This window comes from Larkinella ripae (genome assembly GCF_054780775.1).
The window spans coordinates 948,493-965,219 of sequence record NZ_BAAGVR010000001.1; the positions used below are offsets into that span (position 1 = coordinate 948,493).

The following is a 16,727-nucleotide window of genomic DNA, read 5'->3' on the forward strand; positions in this document are numbered from 1 at the left end:
TCAGAATTCCGACTGATAACCGAAAACCGCAAATCCACACGTTATGAAGAACAATAGACTCATTATTGTATCGTATCGCCTGCCTTTCACCTTCGAAACGGCAGGCAGTACGACCACGGTAAAAAACTCCGCCGGAGGCCTGGTCACCGCCATGAAATCCCTGGATTTCAGCGAAGCGACCGAAAAACCGGTTTGGGTGGGATGCGCCGATTTTTCCCGCCGAACCTGGGAAAAAAATCAGCATCTGGTCAATGATGACTTCGACTATGTGCCGGTTTTTCTGGATCGTAAAATTCAGCAGGATTTTTACAACGGTTTTTCCAATTCGGTGCTTTGGCCGCTTTTTCACTATTTCACCACCTACGTCGATTACCAGGAGCGGGATTTTATTGCCTACCAGAAAGCCAACGAAACGGTGAGCGAAGCCGTGGCGCAACTGCTGAAACCACAGGATATCGTCTGGGTACACGACTACCATTTCATGGGCTTGCCCAGGCTGATTCGGGACAAACAGCCCGACGCCACCATCGGTTTTTTCCTGCACATTCCGTTTCCGTCTTACGAGCTGATCCGGATTTTACCGTACAAGTGCAAAGAGTACCTGCTGACGGGTTTGCTGGGTGCGGACCTGATCGGCTTTCACACCACCGACTACAACATTCACTTTCTGCAATCGATCCAGATCAATCTGGGCATCCAGCACAAAATCTGGAAGATCAACTACCAAAACCGGCTGATTCAGTCGGCTGCCTTTCCGGTCGGCATCAACTATTCGCTGTACCACGATGCGTTTGACAACCCGGACGTTATTGAAGAACGGGAGGCCCTGAAGAAAGCCTATACCGACAACAAGATCATATTTTCCGTCGACCGGCTGGACTACACCAAGGGCGTCATGCAGCGGCTCGATGCGCTGGAAGCCTTTTTCAAGAAATACCCGGAATGGATCGAGCGGCTGACGTTTATTCTGGTGGTGGTGCCTTCGCGCGACGAAATTCTGAAATACGGCGAACGGAAGGTGATGATCGAACAGACCGTCGGGCGCATCAACGGAAAATACGGTACGCTCATCTGGCGACCGATCGTGTACCGCTACGGGTCCGTGCCGTTCCCGCAACTGGTCGCCCTGTACACGGCCTGCGATGTGGCCCTGATCACGCCCATCCGCGACGGGATGAACCTGGTCGCCAAGGAGTTTGTGGCCGCCCGCAAAGACCACCAGGGCGTCCTGATCCTGAGCGAGATGACCGGAGCCTCCAACGAACTCAGTACGGCCCTGCACATCAATCCGCTGGATGAAAATGAAGTGGCCGATAAGATGAAGCAGGCGCTGGAAATGGAACCGGAGGAACAGGCCCGGCGGATTGCCATCATGCAACGGCGACTCAAGGAATACGACGTAAAAAAATGGGCCAACAGCTTCGTTGAGTCCCTCCTGACCATGCCAACCCAGCAAACCGAACCCGCGCCCCTGTTGAATTCGAACGTTGATTTTTCGCTCCGGGAACGCTACGCCCAGGCCCGCTCACGGCTGCTGCTGCTCGATTACGACGGCACGCTGGTGAATTACAAAACCAAACCGGAACAGGCCGCTCCGCCCATCGAAGTTATCAACGTGCTGGGACGACTGGCGAGCCGCCGGGAGAACTACGTGGTGATTATCAGCGGCCGCGATCAGCAAACGCTCGACGAATGGCTCGGGTTTCTGCCCATCGACATGGTGGCCGAACACGGTTCGTACATCAAACAGCAGGGCCTGTGGCGACGCGACATTCTGGACGACGGTTCCTGGAAACAGATCGTGAGTCCGGTGCTGATCGACTTCGTGACGCGCTGCCCCGGTTCGTTTGTCGAAGAAAAAAGCCACTCGCTGGCCTGGCACTACCGCAGCGCCGAATCGGAAACCGGTTTTGTGCGTTCCCGCGAGCTGATCAACACCCTGGAAAATCTGCTGCCGTACCAGTTGCGGGTCATCGACGGCAATTGTGTGGTCGAAATCAAAAGCACCGAAACCGATAAAGGCAAGGTAGCCAAGCAGTTATCCCTGGCCCGGCCCTACGATTTTGTGCTGGCCATCGGCGACGACCGCACCGACGAAGATATGTTTTCGGCCCTGACGCTGGAAAACCAGTATACCGTGAAAGTCGGCCCCGGCACGACCAATGCGGCTTTCCGGCTTGAGAACGTTCAGGAAGTGCTGGGCCTTTTAAAAGACTTTTCGTCCGAAACCGCAGCCTTTTAGGGAGGTAATTGATTGGTAAAAACCTAGACTGCCAGCCGGGCGACATTCTGAAATATATCCAAACGGAAACCGGGGTAGCTGTATAAGGAGGAAGGGAGAAAAGGAGGAGAGGAAGACGTCAGTAACGGAATCGTCCCTTTCTCCTTTTTTCCTTTCCCTCCTTTTCTCCTTTCCCTCCTTTTCTCCTCTATTTCAATTCCTTAATCTTCATGTTCTTAAAATAGATCGGGGCTCCGGCGTGTTTGCCCTGAAAACCGACGTGGCCTTCGTTCGGGAGCGCGGCCCAGGGTTTGTTGAGCCAGTTCGGAATGGCCGAGCCGTCGGGGTTGGTCTTGCCGGATGTCCACAAACTCATGTCGATCTCATTGACAAGCTGGCCGTTCAGCAGGACGGTGATGTGCTTGCCCTGGCAGGTGATGGTGTAGCGGTTCCATTCGCCCGCCGACTTGACCACCTTGGGCTGAATGGCCGGTTTATGGCCAAAAAATGCTCCGCACTGCCACGAAGCCGGGGCTTTGGACCACTGATCGCTGTAGTCGTCGGCGATCTGGATTTCCACCGAGTTCGGAATGAAGTTGGCCGTGTCGCTGCAATACACGAAAACCCCGCTGTTGGTACCGGGTGCGTTCTTGAATTCCAGATCCAGAATGAAATTTTTGTACGGTTTTTTGGTCCAGATCGGAATGTCCTGGGTGGCGCTCAGCACCCCCTCGTCAACGGACCAGATTCCTTTCGGAAAACCGGCGTCGGACAGGTCGGCGGCAAACAGCGGTTTCCAGTCCGGTCCGGCGGTGTCGGGATGTTTCTGCGGGGTTTGGGCAAACGCCAGGCTGGTCAGAAAGCAGCCGAAAAAAAATAAAATTCGGTTCATGGAGGGGGTTGATTTCAAAATAGATTAGCACTGCGAAATTGCCGGTCTTTTGCGAAAAAGAAAAGTTTTCGCAAACCATTCGGGTAAATGATGGTTTATGTAAGAACCAATCAACGTTTGAACAACATGGATAAGGCGCAAAAATTTGAATTGATGAATAAAGTCGTTCGTGAACTGGAAGACCTCCAAAACAGCCAGACGGCGCTGATTACCAAGATTAGCCAGATCGAGGTTGACAACATGAACGGCCTGAACGACTCCTATTTAGAAAAACAACTGGACGACATGCACGCCAAAATCGCGAACAATGTCGATACGGTTAATGATATTTTCAGCCACTTTGAAGGCACCCGCGATAACTTCGCGAAAGCCAACAACCTGGGTGTTGAAGAAGAAACCGAAGAATCGGCTGGTTAACCTAAAATGAACCCGTCAAAACCGGGTCGGATGCTTTGATGGCATCCGACCCGGTTTTGTTTTAACGGGGTCCGAGTACGTCACTTACCGCGGAAACGCCGTTTTCGTTGAAACTCTCGATGGCGAAATAATACGGCACTCCAACGTTCAGCGCCCGCAGTTCCAGCTGATTCGGCTGGTCGTTCCAGGTCTGATAGGTCTGGTAAAGTTTGTCTTTCGCAATTCCCCACCGGATATTATACCCCACCGCACCGGGTACTTTCTGCCACGTCAGGTCGGCATTTCGCTGGTCTTTCTGCCGCACTGCCGTCAGTTTAGGCGTCGTCGGGGCCTTGCCCAAGCCGGTTCCGAACACCCGAAACCCGTTGATGGCCACATACGGCCCCGCCGTGTAAACGTGCTCGTAGCGCACAAAACGCGCCCGCACCGGAGCCGGTAATTCGACGTACGCACAGGCCCGGTCGCGTTTGGGTTGCTGGGTCAGGTCCGCCACTTTATCCCACTTTTTGCCGTCTTTCGAGGCATACAGCCGAAACTGCGTATAAACCGTCGAATCACTGTCAAAAACCTTGTTTTTGTAATCCACATAATTGACCTGCACGGCCCGCACTTCGTGTTCGGCACCGAGGTCGGTGGTCAGCGTTTCGCTCGGTTTGTTTTTCGCCGGCACCCAAAACGTGCGCGGGTTTTCGTCCACCGTCAGTTCGGCCCGCAGCGTATCGAGGGTCGAGGACGCCGTGACCGGTTTTTTGTAATTCAACAGCATCCAGCCCGTAAACAACTCCGTGCTGGTGTCCCATTTTTTAGTTGGCAGCCGGTGCGGAAAATCCCCGAAACGGGTGTTGGCATACATCTGGTCGTCTTTGTCAAAACCGGCGGGGTGCATCACAATCCGGCGTTCCATGCCCCAGACGATGCCCAGCCAGGTGGTGCCGGTATTCCAGTAATTTCCGAAATGATCCTGAAAGGTATTGCCGTGGCCGGTGCCGGTGGCATACCCACCCGGTTTGTAGGCAACTGGGTTGTAGGGCGCATACTCGAACGGCCCCAGCGGGTCTTTGCCGACATAGGTGCCGTTGGCGTAGACGTTGTATTCGGTACCCGGAGCGCCATACTGGAGGTAATATTTGCCGTTGTGTTTGGTCATCCAGGCGCCTTCCGTAAACGGTTTGATCGGATCGGAGTGGTTCGGCCCGAAGCGTTCCCAGCCGTGCTGCCAGGGGTCGAGCCAGAACATGGGCTGGTAGGCTTTCGCAGGTTCGGGAATCTTGTAGGTCAACCGGCGGCCGTGGTCGAGTTCGGCCCCGAAAATCGGGTAGACGTTCGAGGAACCCCAGTACATGTACCAGCGGTCGGTATCGGAGTCGTGAAACAGCGCCGGGTCCCAGGGACCGATGTCTTTGGGCAGACGCGGCAACCAGCGGTTGTAGAAGTTCAGCTTGCCTTTCTCCGGTTCGGTCGAATAAAAAATGGGCCGCTGTTCGAAGGTCGACTGGAACAGAAACAGCGTGTCACGCACCGACAAAGCCGCCGGCGCGCACATGTCTTCCATCGGCCACTTGTCGGGCACGACGTACTGCCAGCTCACCAGATCGTTCGATTTCCACCAGCCGCCCGAGATCGTCACGAACAGAAAATACTCCCCCGGTTTGTTGCCTACTTTGTGGTTGATAATAACCGGATCAGCGCCGGAGCGGTACGAAATCCGTTCGTTCAACTGTTCGAAATTATACCGGTAGCTGATGTCCATCGGATTGCAGTACGTTTGCTGCTGGGCAAAACCGGGCGCAGCCATCCACGCCAGAATACCCCCCAAAAAAGCGCCGACTTGGTAAAGGTTCATATCCGCTGTCCTTTCAATTATTTCTTCGAAATCTGCTAATTTAACAATTTTCGCGGCAGGACAAGAAATTTTCTTGAGCCAACCAACCGGACGTAGTAGATTTCCCGGGGATAATCTTTTCATAATTCAACACATTCCACCAACCCAATCCTATATTTGTTTTTTTAACCACAAGCGACTCATGAATATTACAGCTGTTAAAGCCCTTCAGAAAAAGAAGCAACAGGTCCTTGAACTCTGGATGAAAAACCAGTTGGACGACGCGGGCCTGCGCGAAGACCTGATGACCAACGATGAGTTACAGGTTCAATCGGACGAACTGCTGGACGTCATTCTGAAAAGCCTGAACGAAACAAATATAACGCAACCCGAGTCCTACGACTTTGACCCGGTTTTCGAGATTTTAAGCGGCATTTCCATTTCCCGGGCCCGGCAGGGCTATTCGCCCCGCGAAACCGGCCTGTATATTTTCAGTTTGAAAAACGCCATGCAGGAAGTGCTGCGGCAGGAGATCCACGACGATCCGCTGCACCTTTACAACGAGAGCATCAAGGTCAGCAAGCTGATCGACGCTTTTGGCATCACCACCTTTGAAACCTTCATCAAGGGCCGCGAAGAAGTTATCCTGCGGCAAACCGACGAAATCACGGAAATTTCCACGCCCGTCATCCGCGTCTGGGACGGTATTCTGGCCTTGCCCATCATCGGCACCCTGGACAGTTCACGGACCCAGGTGGTGATGGAAAACCTGCTGCAGGAGATTGTCGACACCAGCAGCAACATTGCCATTCTGGACATTTCCGGTGTTCCGGCCGTTGATTCGCTGGTGGCGCAGCACCTGATCAAAACCGTTAGTGCCACGCGCTTAATGGGTGCCGAATGCATCATCAGCGGCATCCGGCCCGAAATTGCGCAAACCATCGTTCACCTGGGCATTGATCTGTCGAACATTGTGACCAAAGCCACCCTGGCCAGCGCGTTGAAGTATGCGTTTGCCATTCAGAAGTTAGAAGTCCGAAAAAAACAGGCCCTGTAATTCTGCGCAACCATGGAAAAAATTCCTATTCTCCGGATGGGCCGGTTTTTATTGGTCACGATCCAGGTTGACCTATATGACCGGCTGGCCCTGAATCTGGAAGCCGACCTGATTCAAATGATAAACAAAACCAGCGCCAGGGGCGTTCTGATAGATATTTCGGCGGTTTCCATTGTCGATTCATTCATGGGGCGCATCATTGGAAACATCGCCAGCATGTCGAAGATTCTGGATGCCGAAACGGTGGTCGTAGGCATGCAGCCCGCCGTGGCCATCACCCTCATCGAACTGGGCCTGCCACTGCATGGCGTTTATACGGCGCTGAACGTTGAAAAGGGAATGGAGTTACTCAAGACAAAACTGGGGCCGGATGACACCGAACTGGACGACGAGGACGACGATGCTGGTGCTGAGTAAAGACCGGATGGTCATTCAGAAAGACCAGGATGTTGTCCCGTTCCGCAACCGCGTCAAGGAATACGCCGTCAAGATTGGCATGGGGCTGGTGAACCAGACCAAACTGATCACGGCCGCCAGCGAGCTGGTGCGCAACATGCTGCGGTATGCCAACGGGGGCGAAGTGGCCATCGAGGTGGTCAGTCGAATCCGCGAAAACGGCATCCGGCTCACCTTTACCGACAAAGGGCCGGGCATCGCCAACGTGGAACAGGCCATGCAGGATGGCTATTCCACCGGCAAAAGTTTGGGGCTGGGCCTACCGGGCACCAAACGGCTCGTCAATGAATTCGATCTGAAAAGCAAAGTAGGTGAAGGCACAGTAATCACGATTGTCAAGTGGAAAAATGGATAGCTCGCACCATACGGTTTTTAATGCCTCCGATCGAAGTTACCTGGCCATTTTAAAAAAAGAAATCCGTTCCTATGCCGCTCAGATTGAATTTAACGCCCACAAACTGGCCGAGCTTGATATCATCGTGGCGGAGATTGCTTCCAATCTGGTGAAACACGCGGGCGGTGGCGAAGTGCTGGTCCGCAAAATTCAAGAAAAAGAACAAACCGGCATTGAACTCATCAGCATCGACAACGGACCGGGCATCAATGACCCCATCCGGATGCTGGAAGACGGTATGTCGACCACCCAGACCTTAGGGCAGGGGCTGGGAGCCATCAAGCGCCTGTCTGATTATTTCCAGTTGTATTCCTTAAAAAAATGGGGAACAATTCTGCTCTCACGAGTTTATACGAAAGATCCACCGGCTTTCAGGGCTTTGCAAAAAGTGGAGATTCGGCCGGTCATTGTTCCGAAACCCGGTGAAACCGCCTGCGGTGACGGCTTTTTCGCCAAAACCACCCCGACGGGCCTGAAGCTCTTCCTGGGTGACGGGCTGGGACACGGCCCGGAAGCGAGCCACGCGGTTCAGGAAGCCATTCGGGCTTTCCAGCTTTGTCCGGAACCGAACCCCGCCAGCATCATCCGGTCCATTCACCAGGCCGTCAAAAAAACCCGGGGGCTGGTCGGCACGGTGGTTACGTTCGATTACAAAACCCGGTGCTGGAAACTCTGTGGGGTGGGAAACATCGCGACCCGCCTTCAGAGCGGGATCCTGTCGAAAAACCACATGGCCTACAACGGCATCATCGGCCTGAACATTCCGGGAACGATGAACGACCAGGAGGTGGCTTTTGAGAGTGGTCAGCAGCTAATTATGTGTTCCGACGGGATTAAATCGCGCTGGGACCTTTCAAAATATCCGGCGATTGCCAAGTACGATCTGTCCATTCTGGCAGCCGCTTTGTACAAAGATTATGCCCGCCGGACCGACGACACATCGGTGGTGGTGGCACGAATTGGTTAATACCATGAACGAAATTGCAAAAGTCGCTTTAGACAACGAACTGGACCTGATTCTGGCGCACAAAAACACCATGAAGCTGGCGGAGTTGGCGGGACTTTCGCTGGCCGCCCAGACCACGTTCGCAACCGCGGTTTCGGAAGTGGCCCGGGATGCCATCACGTTTGGGATCGGGGCCATGCTGACCCTGGGCGTTTCGCAGGAGAAGGAACGGCACCTGCTGGCCCGGATCAAAGACCGCCGGATCAACGGCACGGGCAACGAAGGCGTTCAGTACGCCCGGCGGCTGGTCGATCACCTGGCGGTGTCGGAAAACGAACGGGGGTCAGAGATTACGCTTTTTTTCCGGTTTCCGACAAATTACCGGATCAGCGAGGCCAAGGTAGAAGTCTGGAAGGCCCAGTTTCGCGACGAGCCGCCCATTTCTCCCTACGAGGAAATCCGGCGTAAAAACCGGCAACTGCAGGAGATGGCCGAACGCCTTCGCGACAGCGAAAAACAATACCAGGTGCTGACTGATTCGCTGCCGCTTATGATTTTTACGGCCTCGGACGACGGCAATCTGCTGTATACCAACAAGTGGCTGGAACAATACACCGGAACCTCGCTCTCCGAACTCAATGAAAAGGGCTGGCGGGCGGTCATTCATCCGGAAGATGCCGCTCAGGACTGGAAATGGCGCGAGCGCATTCACCAGGATGCCAATTTCCGCAACGAAATCCGAATCTGGAATGCGGCCGCCGGCGACTACACCTGGCACCTGATCAATGCCACGCCCATTCTGAACGAACAGCACGAATTGCTCACCTGGAACGGGTTTCTGGTCGATATTCACGCCCAGAAAATGATTGAGCAAGCCCTGAAAGACAACCGGGAACTGACCGAAACCAAGCAGCAGCTGGAACAATACCAGCACGAATTGCAGGCCAACATCGGCGAATTAAACCGGAGTAATCAGGAGCTGGCCGAATTTGCCTACGTGGCCTCGCACGATTTGCAGGAGCCGCTGCGTAAAATTCAGTCGTTCGGCACCCTGCTGCTCGAACAGTTTGCCCCCGAAATCAGCCCCCCGGCGCAGGACATTATTCAGCGGATGCACGCAGCCGCCGAACGGATGCACGTGCTCATCAAAGATCTGCTGGCTTATTCCCGCCTGAACACCCGGCACCAGCCGTTCCGGCCCGTCAATCTCAATACGCTCGTCGGCGAGGTGCTGGGCGATCTGGAATATAACATTCAGGATAAAAGCGCTCAGATCGACCTCAATCCGCTGCCCACCGTCAAAGGAAATCCGTTGCAACTGCGGCAGATGTTCCAGAACCTGCTTTCCAACGCCCTGAAATTCAGCAGCCCGGACCACGCCCCCCACGTGCAGGTCAGCGCCCAGCAGGTGAATATTTTCGACATTCCGGTGGCCATGCGCAACCGGGAACCCTCGTATCTGGCCATCAGTGTTCAGGACAACGGCATTGGCTTCGACGAACGGTATCACGACCGGATTTTTCAGCTTTTTCAGCGCCTGCACGGCCGGGATCAATACGCGGGCACCGGCATCGGGCTGACCATCTGCAAGAAAGTGGCCGAGATGCACGGCGGAACCATTGCCGCCCGGAGCCATCCCGGTCAGGGAGCCACCTTCACGGTGTATCTTCCCACGAGCGTCCTGGTGTAAAAAACCGCTCCCGCCTTACCCGTCCCTACCCACTGGACCGTAAAAGAGCGCCCTAAAGTCAGTCATCCGTGAGCTTTTCAAAGCCTCGAATCACTCCGGCCCGAACCGACAACAGCTCGCTTACGGCAGGGCGGTTTTTGCCGAAGCCGTGGTCCGGAAAACCTGCAAACGGGCCCCATTATTCCCAATTAACACCCAGACGGAGCCGTCAGGCCGCCGGAGAGTAGCCACGGTTTTTGCTTCTTTATCCGCCCGCATCCCGCTGTTTCGGTCAACGCGGAACGCCCCCTCTCCGTCGCCCAGCAGCAACGTTCCCCGGGAGGCATCCTGCCAGCCGCCGATGGTTTCCGGCGCGTAGGAATTGCCGATCAGCAGGGCGTCTTTGTGGCCGTCGCGGTTGAAATCTTCCACCAGAATGCCAAAAACCGGCGCAAACTGGGTTTCCTGCGGCAGCGGGTGCGGTTTGAAATCCAGGCCGGTATTTTCAAAATACAAGGACTGAAATTCGGTACAGCGCAGGTGATAGGCCGGCCGGAGTTCCTCTTCCGTAAACGACTCGTCGAAGGTCGTCCGGGCGTACGTCTGAAAATCCGGAAAGCGACGCTTCATCGACGGAATCTGAAACGTGAGCAGGTCGCGGGTGGGCCGCAGCCACTTCCGTCCGCCGTTGTAGTACGTCATGATCGGATCAAGGTGCCCGTTTTTGTCGAAATCCGCGGCATACAGCTCAACCGGCTGCGGCTCGGAGGCCCGGTATTTGGTATTCAGGCCCAGATTCCCCGCCATCAGATCCAAATCGCCGTCCTGGTCAAAATCGTGGGCAACGAGCGTATTCCACCAGCCTTGGGAATGAGTGAATGAGTGAATGAGCGAATGAGTGAATTGCCGGCCGGAAATATTCTTAAAAAGCATCAGGGGCATCCATTCTCCGCAAAGCGCCAGATCCGGCCAGCCGTCGCGGTCGAAATCGGCCCAGACAGCCGCCGTCACCAGACCGATGTTTTGCAGTTCGGGCGCCAGTTGGGCGGTGACGTCGGTGAATCGCCCCTTCTCATTCTTTAGCAAAAAGCTTTTCACCGGCATCGGATACCGGCCCGGCTCCAGCCGACTTCCCCGAAACAGATCCAGATCGCCATCGTGGTCGAAATCAGCGGCCACCACACAGGAACCGCTGAGGTCAATTCGGGGCAAAAAACCGGCAGCGATTGCAAAACCGCCTTTGCCGTTGTTGGTATACAGCCGATCCTGGTAGGCAGCCGACGCGCCTTCGATGTGGCTCCCTCCGCTGACCACGTACAAATCCAGGTCGCCATCTGAGTCGGCATCGAAAAACAGAGCCCCCGTGTCCTCCTGATCGGCGTTTTTGGGAAGGATCATTTTACGAAAACCGCCGTCTGGCTGCTGCAGATACAGGAAACTCGGCTGCCCGAAATCCGAGCCGATGAAAACATCGTCCAGGCCGTTGCCATCGGTGTCGGCCACGGCCATCGGCGGCCCGTTCTGCGAGTGTTTGTGGGGCAGCAGCGGAGTCCGGGCAAAGTCGTTGAACTCCCTTTCGGTATGCACAAAATCCAGGCCCGCAGCCTCCGCCGAAACTTCCTGAAAATACGACGGGCGGTTTTTGGGCGGCCGATACGGACCCGTTGGCCGGTACGAAACGGCCAGCAATTGCCCCGGTCGGACGTTGCGCAAAACCTGGTACTGCCCGTTGTTCCAGATCACCTCCACCGAATCCACCCGCGATACCGCGCCCAACCCAAAATGCAGATACGGTTCAACGGACGAGACATAGCCGCGCGTCGGGTTGAACTCCGCCGACTGCGTTTTTCCACCGTAGTAAAGATTAACCTTTGTACCAAACGCCGGATTCCGGTCAAAGCCCAGCCGCAGCCAGGCATTTCCTCCCCCCCCTTCCTCTCCTGCCTGATGGCCCCCGTTTACCGTGTTCTCGTACACGAAGGCTTCCTCGTCAATGGCGTTGATGACCAGATCCAGATCGCCGTCGTTGTCCAGATCAGCGTACGCGGCACCGTTCGAGAAATTGGGGGCGTCAAAACCCCATTGGGCCGACACGTCCTCAAACGCCAGACTCCCCTCGCCACCCCGGTTTCGGTAGCAGAAATCCGCCAGTTTCACTTCCGGCAATTCGCGTAATTGCTGGTAGGCTTTGCCCTGCTTTTGGGTCATATCGCCAAAACCGCCCGCGTGCAGATCGGCCAGGTAGGCCGTAAAATCCAGGTTGGTAACATCGCGCCGGTAACCGTTGGTGATCAGCAGGTCCCGGTAGCCGTCGTTGTCAAAATCCGCCAGCAAAGGCGCCCAGCTCCAGTCGGTTTTATCGACCCCCGCCAGTTGGGAAATTTCAGAAAAAGAGGCAGAAGGAATGAAAGGAGGACGGGAGGAAAGGGGGTTGATTGGGCCCGCTTCTCCTTTCCTCCCATCCTCCTCTCCCCCCCGATTCAACTGCAACGTATTCCGCATGTATTGTGGCTGGTAGCCCATCTGCAAATCCATCCGAAACCGGTCGTAATTGTAGCCCGGCAGCATCATTTTCTGGCGTTCGTTAGTGTTGGGCAGCATATCGACCACCATGATGTCGGGCAACTGGTCGTTGTTGATGTCGGCAATATCGACGCCCATGGCGTTGTGCGTCTGGTGTTTCAGGTACTCGGCGGCCCGGTTGGTAAACGTGCCGTCCTGGTTGTTGATCCAGATCAGGTCATTCGAAAGAAAATCGTTGGCGCAATACACATCCTCCCAGCCGTCGCCGTTCAGGTCACTGACGGCCAGGCCCAGTCCGTAGCCTTCGGTCGAAATACCGGCTGCGTGGGTGACGTTTTCAAAGAGCGGACGAGCGAAAGGGGGAGAGAGTGATTTGTCTGGTCTTTCGCTCTGGTTCTCTTTCGCTCTTTCTTTGGTCCTATTCCGGTAAAGCCGGTCATTGGACGGCGCTTCGCCGTGGGTCCTTTTGGGGCGCAGGGCGTTGCGGTTTTCGCGGTCGAGGGCGTTGGTGAGCACGTAAGCGTCTAAATCGCCGTCGTGGTCGTAATCGAAAAAGGCGGTTTGGGTGCTGTAGCCCATGTCATTTAAACCGTACTCGCGGGCCTGTTCCCGAAACAAAACCGGGTCGCCTTTGCGCTTCGTTTGGTTGATGAACAGCAGGTTCGCGCGTTGGGTGGTATCCGAATCAAAACCGGCCACGCTGACGTAGATGTCGGCCCAGCCGTCCTGGTTGAGGTCCACCACCGTTACGCCCGTACACCAGGCCCTGGTTGTCACGCCCGCCGATTCGGTGATGTCTTCAAACTGCAACGGGCGGTTGTCGGCCGGTCCTTTGTTGAGATACAGGCGGCTGGAAACCTGATTGCCGGTGAAGAAAACGTCCTGCCAGCCGTCGTTGTTGAAGTCGCCAATGCCGACGCCCCCGCCGTTGTAAAAGTATTCAAACCGGAGCACGTTGACGGAGTCGGACTCCTGAAGCCGGTTGTTGAATGCAATCCCGGTTTGCGACGAAGGAAGCCGTCGAAACAAGGTAGTCGGCGATTTTTCGTAGCCAATCAGCCAGAACAGCGAAAGAAAAACCGGGACGAGAAGAAGTCGTTGCATGGCCCGTGACGTTTCGTTTTTAGAGCGACGCCCGCTGGATGAATTGCATCGGAATCCGAAGGGCCTGTTTGCGGTTCTGGACAATGATCTCGTACAGACTGCGGCCAATGCTCGGCACGTCGGTTTTCAGCACCGAAATCCCCCCGGCCACCACGGCCTTGTAACTGGCGTCGTTGAACGACACCACGCCCACTTCTTCGCCCAGCACCAGCCGCTTCCGGTTGGCTTCCTGAATCGCCAGGATCAGATCTTCGTCGTCGAACAGCAGGTAGGCCGAGCCGGCCCGCAGGGGCATTTCATCGACCGCATCCAGCACCCGGCCGTTCAGGCCGTGGGATTCGGTGAACGCCAGAAAAGCGCTGTACCAGTCGGCGGGAATGTATTCGTTGTCGGTCGTGACAAAATTCAGGGTCTGGTATTTGCGGAACAGAGCCGCGTTTTGCTCGAGTATGCTCCGAAAATGATCCCCGCAGCCAAACGAAACCGACGCGCAATTCCGGGCGTAGGTCGAAAGGGAGCCATCGAGCAACACCAGTCGCTCGGCCGGGATTTTCTTCAGCACCTTTTTCAACTCCTCAGTTTCGGCCAGGTGGTGCGGCATCAGCACAAAATGGTGGTAATTGCCGGCCTGCTTTTCCAGCACATCGTGCAGGTAGCACCGCTGGTATTCGTAGGCATAAATATCAACCTTGTAGGATTTGCCCAACTGGTCGCTGACGGCGTTGAAAATGGCCCGGTTACTTTCGTTGATCTTACCGGTCAGGAACAGCACCCGCTTTAGGGGATTGCCGTTGGCGATAAAAAAACCTTTGCGGTAGAGCGACGTAATGTGTCCGCTCTTCAGCAGGTTGCAGTAGGCTTTCTCGACCGTGGCGCGGGCCAGGTAATATTCGGCGCTGGTTTCGTTGATCGACGGCAGCCGGTCGCCGGGCTTGAACACCCCGGTTTCGATCTGCGCAATGATGCCGTTAACGATCTGCAAGAACTTAGGCGTTTTTTCAGTTTCATCGATGCGCAAAAAGCGCTCGGGTCCGACAGCAGTTCCCCCCATCATGATTTTTCCGGTTAGCGTTTTTCACATCCAGCCGATGCCGAGGATCACCAGCCCGATCAGCAGCAGAACGAGTAGCAATTCGAGCAGGTAGCTTTGGTCTTCGCTAACCGTTTCGAGGGACTGCTTCACTTTCTGGCCGCAATACCGGATCAATCTGGTGAGTAACATAGCGGAGCGGGATGCCGGAACGAAGGTAGCCCGGCCCCAAAAAACCGTATTGGACGATTCGTGCAAATACTTGGACGGGAATTACAGCGGGGCGGTTTTTGGCGAAAAAAACCGGATTCTCAACGGTTGATCGGTTTAGCAGTCAGAAAAACCGGCAACTTATTTTTTAAAACGCAGGTCATTTTCCAGCAGCGCCTGTCTGATTTTGCCCAGCGCATTGGGGCCGACGCCGTGCCACCCCGCAATTTCGTTCTCAGTAAACCGGGCGAATTGGTCGAGGGTTGTCATTCCGGCAGCCGCGAAGGCCCTCTCGGCCGGTTTGCCTAATTTAAGGGACAGATCGCTGAGTTTTTTCACCGTAAATCCATTGGTTTTGTCAACACCAGCCGCGGGTTCTTTCGTGGGGTTGGGTAAAAATAGCCAAAAAGCCGATGCCTGTCAAAACCAGTCCGGATTGGTTTGACAGGCATCGGCTTTTTAAACCGGATCATTGCTGGTTTAATACCCCGGATTCTGCACGACGTTCGGGTTCAGGTTTGTTTCATTATCCGGGATCGGGTAATACAGGTGTTTTTTCACATCAAACGTCACATCGGTGCGGGCCGAACTCCAGTTCCAGTTGGTGAGGTTGATTTTTCCGCCCAAGTGCCAGCGACGCAGATCGAGCCAGCGGGCGCCCTCCTCACCGGCCAGCTCCCGCAGGCGCTCCATCATGATCCAGTCGAAAATTTTGGCTTTATCGGCTTCGGCCGGGGCAAAATTGGCCGGAACCGTGCCCCCCGCTACCGCATTGCGCGCCCGGGTCCGCACCTGGTTGATCAACCCGATGGCTTCGGCGGTCGACCCGCCCGACTCCAAAACCGCTTCGGCCTTCAGCAACAGCACATCGGCATACCGCAGAATGCGCGGGTTGTTGAGCGAAGCCACCCCCGACTGCGTTTTCTGCTCCCCGGTGTGCCAGTATTTGTAGAACTGGCGGGTTTTCGGATCGAGCGTCGACGCAAGGCGCGGGTCGCCCGGTTCAAAGGCATCGGCCAGTTTCTGGGACGCAATAAACGGCGCCTGGCCGCCCAGTTGCGGCACACCTTCGTACCAGCCCCAGAACGCCGACGTCGAACCCACCCCACCCTGCTCAAAATCGTTGGCCAGCCACACGTTGTCGAAGCTGGGTTGCGATGCCTGAAACTCGAACAGTGATTCGGCGTTATTCTCGGTTTTGACGTCGAAATTGTCGTTGAACTTCGGCACCAGACTCACGCCCGTAATTTTGTTGAAAGCCGCAATGGCGGCCGTGTAATCAGCCGCAGCCTTTTTGGCCGACGCCCGAAACACCAGCGCTTTTCCCAGCATCCCGTTGGCCGAATTGTTGGTTACCCGCCCCCGGTTGGCCGCATCCCAGCTGGCCGGCAGCAAGGTAGCGGCTTCGGTTAGGTCTTTGATGGCCTGATCGAGCAGTTCGGTATCCTTCGAACTCGGGGGGGTGATCTGGTCCGGCGACTGAATCCGTTCGGTCACCAGCGGGGCGGTTCCGTAGAAATTCCACAGCAGAAAATTCGCGTAGCCCCGCAAAAACAAGGTTTCACCCCGCAGCCAGTTCTTCAGGTTAGCGGTTTTGATGGCGCCGTTTTCGGCGTCCAGTTTTTGCAGCGCCGTGTTCGCGCGGTTAATCAACTGATACGTGACCCGGTAGAAATTCCGGCTGTCGTTGGTCGATGGTTGCAGTGTACCGAAAATTTCAAACGCATACGTGCCCGTTGAGGTGATGTCATCGCCGGGCAATTGCCAGACGCCGTGCATGGGCGCATTGGCATTGAACCAGTACCAGTCGGTCATCTTGGCATAAACGCCCAAAACCGCCTTGTTGAAGTCCGACTCTTCCGTAAAATACGACGCTTCCGTGGGTGTCAGGGGTTGCAGATCCAGCCGCTTTTCGCTGCAACTGGCGTAAAAAACCGTGCTGAAAACAACGGTCAAAAAAACGATTATCGTGTATTGTTTCATGAT

Annotated in this window: 15 protein-coding genes; 8 read left to right on the top strand and 7 right to left on the bottom strand. The window is 55.3% G+C overall.

Features of this window, described 5'->3' with window-relative positions:
- Positions 1–43: 43 nt before the first annotated feature.
- Positions 44–2,242 (top strand): bifunctional alpha,alpha-trehalose-phosphate synthase (UDP-forming)/trehalose-phosphatase, encoded by a 2,199-nt coding sequence (locus ACYVHX_RS03810; protein WP_460670266.1) that lies wholly within the window; start codon positions 44–46, stop codon positions 2,240–2,242.
- Between the two features lie 187 nt (positions 2,243–2,429).
- On the opposite strand, the gene ACYVHX_RS03815 is transcribed toward ACYVHX_RS03810, so the two are convergent.
- The gene (locus ACYVHX_RS03815) at positions 2,430–3,113 is read right to left on the bottom strand and encodes a 3-keto-disaccharide hydrolase (RefSeq protein ID WP_460670267.1); all 684 of its coding nucleotides are present in this window, start codon (positions 3,111–3,113) and stop codon (positions 2,430–2,432) included.
- Between the two features lie 126 nt (positions 3,114–3,239).
- On the opposite strand from ACYVHX_RS03815, the gene ACYVHX_RS03820 reads away from it, so the two are divergent.
- Complete coding sequence (locus tag ACYVHX_RS03820) at positions 3,240–3,530, top strand: hypothetical protein (protein ID WP_460670268.1); 291 nt, start codon at positions 3,240–3,242, stop codon at positions 3,528–3,530.
- A 61-nt stretch (positions 3,531–3,591) separates the two neighbouring features.
- On the opposite strand, the gene ACYVHX_RS03825 is transcribed toward ACYVHX_RS03820, so the two are convergent.
- Complete coding sequence (locus ACYVHX_RS03825) at positions 3,592–5,325, bottom strand: family 43 glycosylhydrolase (RefSeq protein WP_460670420.1); 1,734 nt, start codon at positions 5,323–5,325, stop codon at positions 3,592–3,594.
- 229 nt (positions 5,326–5,554) lie between these two features.
- Between ACYVHX_RS03825 and ACYVHX_RS03830 the strand changes: the two genes are divergently transcribed.
- Genes ACYVHX_RS03830 through ACYVHX_RS03850 form a run of 5 tightly spaced genes read left to right on the top strand, consistent with a single transcriptional unit; the run spans position 5,555 to position 9,895 of the window.
- A complete protein-coding gene (locus ACYVHX_RS03830; protein WP_460670269.1) occupies positions 5,555–6,409 on the top strand; it encodes an STAS domain-containing protein in 855 nt (284 codons plus the stop codon).
- A 12-nt stretch (positions 6,410–6,421) separates the two neighbouring features.
- Entirely contained in the window at positions 6,422–6,826 is a 405-nt protein-coding gene (locus ACYVHX_RS03835; protein WP_460670270.1) for an STAS domain-containing protein, read from the top strand.
- On the top strand, positions 6,780–7,220 hold the full coding sequence (locus ACYVHX_RS03840) for an anti-sigma regulatory factor (protein ID WP_460670271.1): 441 nt from the start codon (positions 6,780–6,782) through the stop codon (positions 7,218–7,220). Before ACYVHX_RS03835 ends, ACYVHX_RS03840 begins: the two co-directional genes overlap by 47 nt.
- Positions 7,213–8,226 carry an ATP-binding SpoIIE family protein phosphatase gene (locus ACYVHX_RS03845; RefSeq protein WP_460670272.1) on the top strand — a complete coding sequence of 338 codons (1,014 nt, stop codon included), beginning with the start codon at positions 7,213–7,215 and terminating at the stop codon, positions 8,224–8,226. The genes ACYVHX_RS03840 and ACYVHX_RS03845 overlap by 8 nt, the downstream gene beginning before the upstream one ends.
- 4 nt (positions 8,227–8,230) lie before the next feature.
- Positions 8,231–9,895 carry a sensor histidine kinase gene (locus ACYVHX_RS03850; RefSeq protein WP_460670273.1) on the top strand — a complete coding sequence of 555 codons (1,665 nt, stop codon included), beginning with the start codon at positions 8,231–8,233 and terminating at the stop codon, positions 9,893–9,895.
- 120 nt (positions 9,896–10,015) lie between these two features.
- On the opposite strand, the gene ACYVHX_RS03855 is transcribed toward ACYVHX_RS03850, so the two are convergent.
- The 3 genes from ACYVHX_RS03855 to ACYVHX_RS03865 all read right to left on the bottom strand — a co-directional run bounded on the left by ACYVHX_RS03855 (position 10,016) and on the right by ACYVHX_RS03865 (position 14,723).
- On the bottom strand, positions 10,016–13,501 hold the full coding sequence (locus ACYVHX_RS03855; RefSeq protein WP_460670274.1) for a VCBS repeat-containing protein: 3,486 nt from the start codon (positions 13,499–13,501) through the stop codon (positions 10,016–10,018).
- Between the two features lie 19 nt (positions 13,502–13,520).
- Positions 13,521–14,483 carry a GntR family transcriptional regulator gene (locus ACYVHX_RS03860; RefSeq protein ID WP_460670275.1) on the bottom strand — a complete coding sequence of 321 codons (963 nt, stop codon included), beginning with the start codon at positions 14,481–14,483 and terminating at the stop codon, positions 13,521–13,523.
- 93 nt (positions 14,484–14,576) lie between these two features.
- Positions 14,577–14,723, bottom strand: a complete 147-nt coding sequence (locus tag ACYVHX_RS03865; RefSeq protein WP_460670276.1) for a hypothetical protein — start codon at positions 14,721–14,723, stop codon at positions 14,577–14,579.
- Between ACYVHX_RS03865 and ACYVHX_RS03870 the strand changes: the two genes are divergently transcribed.
- Entirely contained in the window at positions 14,713–14,853 is a 141-nt protein-coding gene (locus ACYVHX_RS03870; protein ID WP_460670277.1) for a hypothetical protein, read from the top strand. The two genes, ACYVHX_RS03865 and ACYVHX_RS03870, sit on opposite strands and share 11 nt — an antisense overlap.
- Before the next feature lie 29 nt (positions 14,854–14,882).
- Here the strand turns inward: ACYVHX_RS03870 and ACYVHX_RS03875 are convergent, their stop codons facing one another.
- Both ACYVHX_RS03875 and ACYVHX_RS03880 read right to left on the bottom strand, forming a co-directional pair.
- Positions 14,883–15,080: a helix-hairpin-helix domain-containing protein gene (locus ACYVHX_RS03875; protein ID WP_460670278.1), complete on the bottom strand. Its 198-nt coding sequence runs from the start codon at positions 15,078–15,080 to the stop codon at positions 14,883–14,885.
- Between the two features lie 141 nt (positions 15,081–15,221).
- Positions 15,222–16,724: a RagB/SusD family nutrient uptake outer membrane protein gene (locus ACYVHX_RS03880; protein WP_460670279.1), complete on the bottom strand. Its 1,503-nt coding sequence runs from the start codon at positions 16,722–16,724 to the stop codon at positions 15,222–15,224.
- Between the last annotated feature and the right edge of the window lie 3 nt (positions 16,725–16,727).

What these genes read in the sequence shown, in the direction of transcription:
- ACYVHX_RS03835 (WP_460670270.1), top strand. Translation starts at nt 6,422, where the DNA reads ATGGAAAAAATTCCTATTCTCCGGATGGGCCGGTTTTTATTGGTCACG.
- ACYVHX_RS03880 (WP_460670279.1), bottom strand. Translation starts at nt 16,724, where the DNA reads ATGAAACAATACACGATAATCGTTTTTTTGACCGTTGTTTTCAGCACG.
- ACYVHX_RS03825 (WP_460670420.1), bottom strand. Translation starts at nt 5,325, where the DNA reads ATGGCTGCGCCCGGTTTTGCCCAGCAGCAAACGTACTGCAATCCGATG.
- ACYVHX_RS03820 (WP_460670268.1), top strand. Translation starts at nt 3,240, where the DNA reads ATGGATAAGGCGCAAAAATTTGAATTGATGAATAAAGTCGTTCGTGAA.
- ACYVHX_RS03840 (WP_460670271.1), top strand. Translation starts at nt 6,780, where the DNA reads ATGACACCGAACTGGACGACGAGGACGACGATGCTGGTGCTGAGTAAA.
- ACYVHX_RS03810 (WP_460670266.1), top strand. Translation starts at nt 44, where the DNA reads ATGAAGAACAATAGACTCATTATTGTATCGTATCGCCTGCCTTTCACC.
- ACYVHX_RS03815 (WP_460670267.1), bottom strand. Translation starts at nt 3,113, where the DNA reads ATGAACCGAATTTTATTTTTTTTCGGCTGCTTTCTGACCAGCCTGGCG.
- ACYVHX_RS03855 (WP_460670274.1), bottom strand. Translation starts at nt 13,501, where the DNA reads ATGCAACGACTTCTTCTCGTCCCGGTTTTTCTTTCGCTGTTCTGGCTG.
- ACYVHX_RS03845 (WP_460670272.1), top strand. Translation starts at nt 7,213, where the DNA reads ATGGATAGCTCGCACCATACGGTTTTTAATGCCTCCGATCGAAGTTAC.
- ACYVHX_RS03850 (WP_460670273.1), top strand. Translation starts at nt 8,231, where the DNA reads ATGAACGAAATTGCAAAAGTCGCTTTAGACAACGAACTGGACCTGATT.
- ACYVHX_RS03865 (WP_460670276.1), bottom strand. Translation starts at nt 14,723, where the DNA reads ATGTTACTCACCAGATTGATCCGGTATTGCGGCCAGAAAGTGAAGCAG.
- ACYVHX_RS03830 (WP_460670269.1), top strand. Translation starts at nt 5,555, where the DNA reads ATGAATATTACAGCTGTTAAAGCCCTTCAGAAAAAGAAGCAACAGGTC.